The sequence below is a fragment of the Collinsella sp. CLA-ER-H5 genome (genome assembly GCF_040092375.1).
In the GTDB taxonomy this organism is placed as follows: Bacteria; Actinomycetota; Coriobacteriia; order Coriobacteriales; family Coriobacteriaceae; genus Collinsella.
Window position 1 is genome coordinate 109894 of record NZ_JBBNLR010000004.1, and the last position, 6235, is coordinate 116128.

Sequence of the window (6235 nt, forward strand, 5' to 3'; positions counted from 1 at the left end):
GGCTAGCGGGATTTCTGCCTGGTACTATCGAGATTCTGCCTCGCTGCTCGATAGCTCGAAGGAGTGCATCCCATTTGTTCTTTAAATACCTGGCCAAGATGGCTTGCTGTCGCAAAGCCGCATTGGCGCGCGACTGTCTGGACCGTTCGCGTGGTGTGTGCCAAAAGTTCGCAAGCACGGTTTACGCGGTATGCGCGCAGATATGCCGCCGGGGTCGTTCCTGCGCAAGCTTCGATAATGCGGTAACACTCTCTTTCGCTTACGCCGGATGCAGATGCCATCTGGGGCACATCTATAGCGGCTGCATAGTTTGCGCGGATATAGTCCAGGATTGCCTTGAACTGTACGTCGCGGTTGGTCATCCAAGAGGTGTTGTCGGAGGAAAAGAGCGGTTCGGCCTTGGCGTAAATCTGAATCCAGAGCTCTGACAAACTATTTCGAAGCGCCATCTCGTTCTGCGGCCGTTGAAGGTCGTGGTTAAAGGAACTCTTTAGCAAATCGATAAAGGGCATATCGTCGGGGTTGGTGGGCGACCATTTGAGCACATCGACGCCTCGACATTGCAGCAAAGGATTGATATAGCGCTTTTGAAGGCGTCCCGCGGGATCGCCGAGCATCGACGGCTGAAAGATATGCAACATTTGAATGGCTGGTGCCGAATTGGGTGATTGCAGCGTGCTGTGCAAAACGCCGCCGTTGATAAAGCCGGCGGACCCTTCCTCAAAGCGTACGTGCTCATGAGCCGCGCGCGTTCGATAGTCAATCGCTCCCTGCTCCATGTAGAAAAGCTCAACTTCGGAATGCCAGTGCCAGGGGACGGAATTGCCCGGATAGCGAGCGAATTCTGCGCGTTCGGCAATATAGGGCCAGTCTTCGCCGGTCTCGGGAAACGCTTCCTCGCGTCCTCCGCGGTGCAATTCTATGTGATCCATGTTTCGCATGGCATCAGTATAAAGCGCGATGGGCTTAGATTGCTCTTGCCTGTTCGGGGAACGCCTTGTCTAGGGATGCTTGGAGCTTTTCGAACGATGCTCGCAAGTTGTGGCTCTGGTCGGTTGAGCGTTTGGCTTTTGTGGTGGGGGAGTCGAGGAAGCCGTTTCTCTGTGTCGGGGGGAAGGAGAAAAGGTTCGCATGATTTAGGGATGGCTGCTGTGCTGCGTCATTGGAAGAATGCATGCTTATGCGGCCTCCTCGATGTCCACCAAAAGTTTGCGCACGGGGTGTGCTGCTAGATCCCGTGCGTTGGCAGTATTATGCCGCGGACGTCGCAAAGAAGCGCTAAAGAAAGGCTTAACCTGGTTTGGTGTTACGATGAAACCGCAGGTAAAAGCTATCGAGTAACACTCTTGAAAGGTTTTGGGCTTAAGAGCTTTCTAAGGTTTGTGACGTGGATGTGGCGCGGACGTGCGGGGCGTGTGGACGGCTCGTTCCTAGCGCTGCAGCTCTGCGGTGCGCACCTGCTCGATGACCTTTTCCATCGTGGCGTCGATGCGGTCCTTTTTGAGCTCACATTCCCAGATGGTTATGGGTGTCCAGCCCATTTGAGTGAGTGCTGCCACGGCGGCTCGGTCGCGCTCGACGTTGCGGCGGAACTTTGCCTCCCAAAACTCAACATTGCGCTTGGGCTGACTTGGGTTGCATTTGGGGCAGCGATGCCAAAAGCAGCCGTTGACGAAGATGGCGATCTTGCGCCCGGGAAAGGCGATGTCGGGTTTTCCGGGCACCTTCCATTCCAGACGGTATCCCGTAAGGCCTGCGGCGCGCAGGCGCTGGCGAACGAGCAGCTCAGGTTTGGTGTTCGCACGCTTGTTGCCCTTCATGGACTTTTTTATAGCGGCGCGACGGCGCACGAGCTCACGCTCGTCGGCAGAAAGGTCCGAGGTATCGATGCCGTCCAGCAGGCCGGGCTTGGGGCGCTTTTTGCTACGGCGCTTAGGTGCGCGCTTGGGTTTGGCGGCAGACTCGTCGGCCATGGCGGCCTCGGCGTCATCGGCGGCGCTTGCCTCAAGCCGGTCTTCCTTCAGCTCAATCAGGGCATTAATAAGCCCCTTGTCGGCGGGCATCCATTCCACCGTGGCAAGCGAGGTGCGCGGAATCCAGCGGATATCGAGCTGGCGGTCGTGCTTCTGAGGCTCATCGGATTCATCGGCGAGCGAGCAGTAGTAGCACTCCATGGAGAGATGGAAATCGGGGTAGTCATACTCAACGGTGTAGAAATCGCGCAGGTTGGTGACTTTTACCTGCAGCTCTTCCATAAGCTCGCGGCGTACGGCGTCCTCGGGCGTCTCGCCGCGCATGAGCTTGCCACCGGGGAACTCCCAAAGTCCCTGCATGTCGCCATAGCCGCGCTGCACGGCAAGCAGCTCATCAGATCCATCCTTGCGAATGATCCCAGCGGCAACATGAACAGTCTTCAACAGGAGTCCTCTCTCAACATCAACGCGTGGCAGGGTAGCTACGCGTACCTTACACAACGGTAAGGCAAGCGTAAGCCATATCGATGGTAGCCGACTCGTCTTCTTGCGACTATAGATGCCGTAGACTAATTGCAAGAAAGGACTCGGTATGCAAACCACGCACATGGCGACCCCGGTACTGGAGGTCGCGCATCTCGAAAAGGTATACGGAGCGCTGGGCAACGTGACCCGCGCGCTCAACGACGTCAGCTTTACCGTCAACCGCGGTGAATTTGTTGGCATCATGGGCGCTTCGGGCTCGGGCAAGTCGACGTTGCTCAACTGCGTGTCGACCATCGATAGCGCCACGAGCGGCACGATCCGCATTAACGGCCAGGACGTGACGCGCATGAAGCAGGCCAAACTCTCGCAGTTCCGCCGCGAGGAGCTCGGCTTTATCTTCCAGGACTCCAACCTGCTCGATACGCTCACGGCACGCGAGAACATCGCTCTGCCGCTCACCATCGCCCGCACAAACTCGGCAGAGATCTCGACTCGCGTGCAGGATGTGGCAGCGCGCCTGTCCATCAGCCAGGTGCTCGACAAGTATCCCTACCAGATGTCCGGCGGTCAGCAGCAGCGCGTTGCCGCGGCTCGCGCGCTCGTCACCGACCCCACCATGATCATGGCCGACGAGCCTACCGGCGCCCTCGACTCCAAAAGCGCCCGCCTGTTGCTCGAGAGCCTAGAGGCCCTTAACCGCCGCCTACGCGCCACCGTGCTCATGGTCACGCACGACAGCTTTGCCGCCAGCTACACGAGCCGTGTGCTGTTTATTCGCGACGGCAAGATCTTCACCGAGCTGCGCCGCGGCGACATCGACCGCCGAGAGTTCTTCGACCGCATTATGGAGGTCGTTGCCATGATGGGCGGTGAGGGCTCCGATGCTCTGTAAACTCGCTTGGGGCAACGTCCGCCGCGCCGGCCGCGACTACCTCGTCTACTTGCTGACGCTCACCCTGGGCGTCACGGTCTTCTATGCCTTTAACACCATCTCGATGCAGGTCGACATCGCCGGCATCGATGAAGAGGGCTTGGCGCAGGTTATGGGCAGCATACTCGGCGACCTAACGTACTTTTTGGCCGGTGTCATGGCCTTTTTGATGGTGTATGCCAATAACTTCATCATGAAACGCCGCAAGAAGGAGTTTGGCCTGTACCAGGTGCTCGGCATGGGGCGCGGGCGCGTCGCCACGATCATGGCGCTCGAGACCGTGATAGTATCGGTCGTGGCCTTTGTCGCCGGCATTGTGCTGGGTGTGGGACTCTCCCAGCTCATGACGTTCTTTACGGCCTCGCTCTTTAAGACACAGATCGCCAATTTCCACTTCTTTTTCTCGATGCATGCGTTCAATCTGACCCTTGCCTGCATGCTCGTAATGTTTGTGCTCACGCTACTGCTGAACCTTCGCGCCGTGCGTCGCACCAAACTCATCGAGCTTATGGGTGCCGAGCGTCGCAACGAGAGCATCAAGACGCGCAACCCCTGGATTGCGATTGCCATCTTTGCCGTGGGCGTGGTGCTTGTGGGCGTGGCCTATTACCGTCTGCTACGTGATGGGTTCCCGCTAACCGCGACGGACAGCAAGCTGCAAGAGGCCATGAACCAGTTTGGCATTACGACCGCTATGGTTACAGTGGGCACCTTTGCCCTGTTCTGGGGACTCTCGGGCATGCTCATCAAGCTGCTGCAGAGCCTGCGCGGCGTGTATTGGCGCGGCCTCAACATGTTTACCGTGCGCCAGCTTGCGGCCAAGGTCAACACGGTGTGCTTTTCGATGGGCGTCATCGCGATGCTCCTGTTTTTGGCCATCACCTCGGTGACGTGCGGTATGTCGATTGCCAATGTGATGAACGAAAACCTGGAGCGCTATAACCCTGTTGACGTGTCACAGACGTATGTCTATTACACGCCCGATACGCTCGACTACTACAAAGAGTACATCAATCCGTCTGAAGCCGATCGCATGGTGCTGGCCGATAGTACGGTCGATTTGTACTCCGCATGGCACGGCGATCCATGGCACGGCGATCGTAAGGGCAAGTCGGCGGACAACAACGACGAGACCGGCAAGAAGGTCAATATTGCCGATGTTGCCGGTGAGCATGTGCAGATCGATTCGTATCTGAGTTACCCGCTTGGCGGTTCGGATCCTTCGGTGACTCCAAGTGAAATGTGCAAGGCCATGGGCGAAAAGCTTCCCAAGGCGTTCGGGGGTAGCAATGCCGATACGATGGGTCTGTTTGTGACGCCGGCGAGCCAGTACAACAAACTGCGTCAGATGATGGGCGAGGAGCCGGTGCACATCGGTCACGACCAGTATCTGCTCACGTGTGATATGGGCGGCGAGCTGGTCGACCTGTACACCAAGTATATGGCTGGCGGCCATGCCCTTACCTTGGGCGGGCATACGCTCAAGCCCGCAACCGATAAGTCGGACGAAGATGCGGCGGCCATCGCCAACTCGGCGATGGGCAGTAATCCGGGTACCGTCGTCGTTGCCGACGAGCTGTTGTCCCAACTTAATCTGCAGCCGTATTCCAGTAGCCTGCTCGTTAACTACAAACAGGGGATGGATACGACCGAGGCAGACGAGAGTATTAAATACACTGTGCTCGACAATCTGCTCGTTGACGGCAAGGAGCCGGGGTCGTGGGGAACCTTCATCACACGCTCCGAGATGTACGCGCAAGCAGCGCAAATGAACGGTCTTATTAGCTACCTAGCCATCTACATCGGCTTTGTATTGGTCGTTGCATGCGCGGCGATTCTGTCGATCCAGCAACTCTCCAACGTGGCCGACGGCAGCCGCAGCTATCGTGTGCTGGCACAGATCGGCTGTGAGGACCGCCAGATTCGCCATTCGGTGATGGCGCAGCAAGCAGTGTTCTTCCTGTTCCCTCTGGCAGTGGGCCTGGCGCACTCCTTTGTGGCACTTAAGGTGATCATCGAGCTGGTGAGCATATTCGGAAATATGAGCATCGGCGGCACCGTGGGCCTCACCTGTGCAATCTTCCTGGCAGCCTATGGCGGATACTTCCTGGTGACCTACCTCATGAGCGCCGGAATGGTGCAAGCTGCCATAGCCACCCGCTACAGCGAGTAGCTCGTTCAGCTCGGATTTATCGTAGGTTGAGCATAAGTCAGACACTATGACCCAATCCAGGGGCACGGAAACGACAGGAGCCCCCGCTCGTGACCGCGGGTCGGGGCTGCGACAATGTTGTTGAAGTGCCAGAGGCGCAGCCGCGCCGCAACGAGGTTGGGAGGCTCCCGTGCCTAGATATTCTACCGCCTTCGGAATGGACGTACACCTCAGGTCCACCACCGTCTGCGCGCTCGACGCGGAGACGGGCGAGGCCGTGACGAGGAGGTTCCGCGGCAACCCCTGGGGCGAGGTCGCGGAGTGGATGTCGGGCTTCCCCGGCCCGTCGCTCGCCGCCTACGAGAGCGGCTACCTCGGCTTCGCCCCGCAGAGGGAGCTCTCCGGGCTCGGCGTCGACTGCGTCGTCGCGGCCGTCTCCAGGGTCCCGAGGTCGGCGGCAGACTTCTCGTCCAAGAACGACCGCAACGACGCGGCCAGGATGGCCAAGGCGATACTGTCGCACGATATCTCCCCGGTATGGGTGCCGTCCCCCGAGATCGAGGGGCTCAGGGACCTCGCCGGGGCCCACGACGCGGCGACCGCGAGGCTCGCGGCGGCGAAGCAGCGGCTCCTGGCGTTCCTGGCCCGCCGTGGCTACGCCTACGGCGGCACGACGCCGGCCGGAAACCCCCG

The 6235-nt window shown here is 58.9% G+C and carries 5 protein-coding genes; 3 read left to right on the forward strand and 2 right to left on the reverse strand.

The genetic code is table 11. The annotated features are described in order from the left end of the window. Positions 1–2 precede the first annotated feature (2 nt). Both AAAX31_RS02845 and vsr read right to left on the reverse strand, forming a co-directional pair. A complete protein-coding gene (locus AAAX31_RS02845; RefSeq protein ID WP_158556899.1) occupies positions 3–932 on the reverse strand; it encodes an AraC family transcriptional regulator in 930 nt (309 codons plus the stop codon). Between the two features lie 498 nt (positions 933–1430). Continuing rightward, the gene (gene vsr, locus AAAX31_RS02850) at positions 1431–2417 is read right to left on the reverse strand and encodes a DNA mismatch endonuclease Vsr (RefSeq protein ID WP_349076102.1); all 987 of its coding nucleotides are present in this window, start codon (positions 2415–2417) and stop codon (positions 1431–1433) included. Positions 2418–2565: 148 nt separating this feature from the next. On the opposite strand from vsr, the gene AAAX31_RS02855 reads away from it, so the two are divergent. The 3 genes from AAAX31_RS02855 to AAAX31_RS02865 all read left to right on the forward strand — a co-directional run. After that, on the forward strand, positions 2566–3351 hold the full coding sequence (locus AAAX31_RS02855; protein WP_117769880.1) for an ABC transporter ATP-binding protein: 786 nt from the start codon (positions 2566–2568) through the stop codon (positions 3349–3351). Further along, on the forward strand, positions 3341–5563 hold the full coding sequence (locus AAAX31_RS02860) for an ABC transporter permease (protein ID WP_117769879.1): 2223 nt from the start codon (positions 3341–3343) through the stop codon (positions 5561–5563). Before AAAX31_RS02855 ends, AAAX31_RS02860 begins: the two co-directional genes overlap by 11 nt. A 169-nt stretch (positions 5564–5732) precedes the next feature. Continuing rightward, positions 5733–6235, forward strand: a 503-nt coding sequence (locus AAAX31_RS02865; RefSeq protein ID WP_349076104.1) for a transposase, incomplete at its 3' end; no start/stop codon positions are given.

What these genes read in the sequence shown, in the direction of transcription:
- AAAX31_RS02845 (WP_158556899.1), bottom strand. Translation starts at nt 932, where the DNA reads ATGGATCACATAGAATTGCACCGCGGAGGACGCGAGGAAGCGTTTCCC.
- AAAX31_RS02855 (WP_117769880.1), top strand. Translation starts at nt 2,566, where the DNA reads ATGCAAACCACGCACATGGCGACCCCGGTACTGGAGGTCGCGCATCTC.
- AAAX31_RS02860 (WP_117769879.1), top strand. Translation starts at nt 3,341, where the DNA reads ATGCTCTGTAAACTCGCTTGGGGCAACGTCCGCCGCGCCGGCCGCGAC.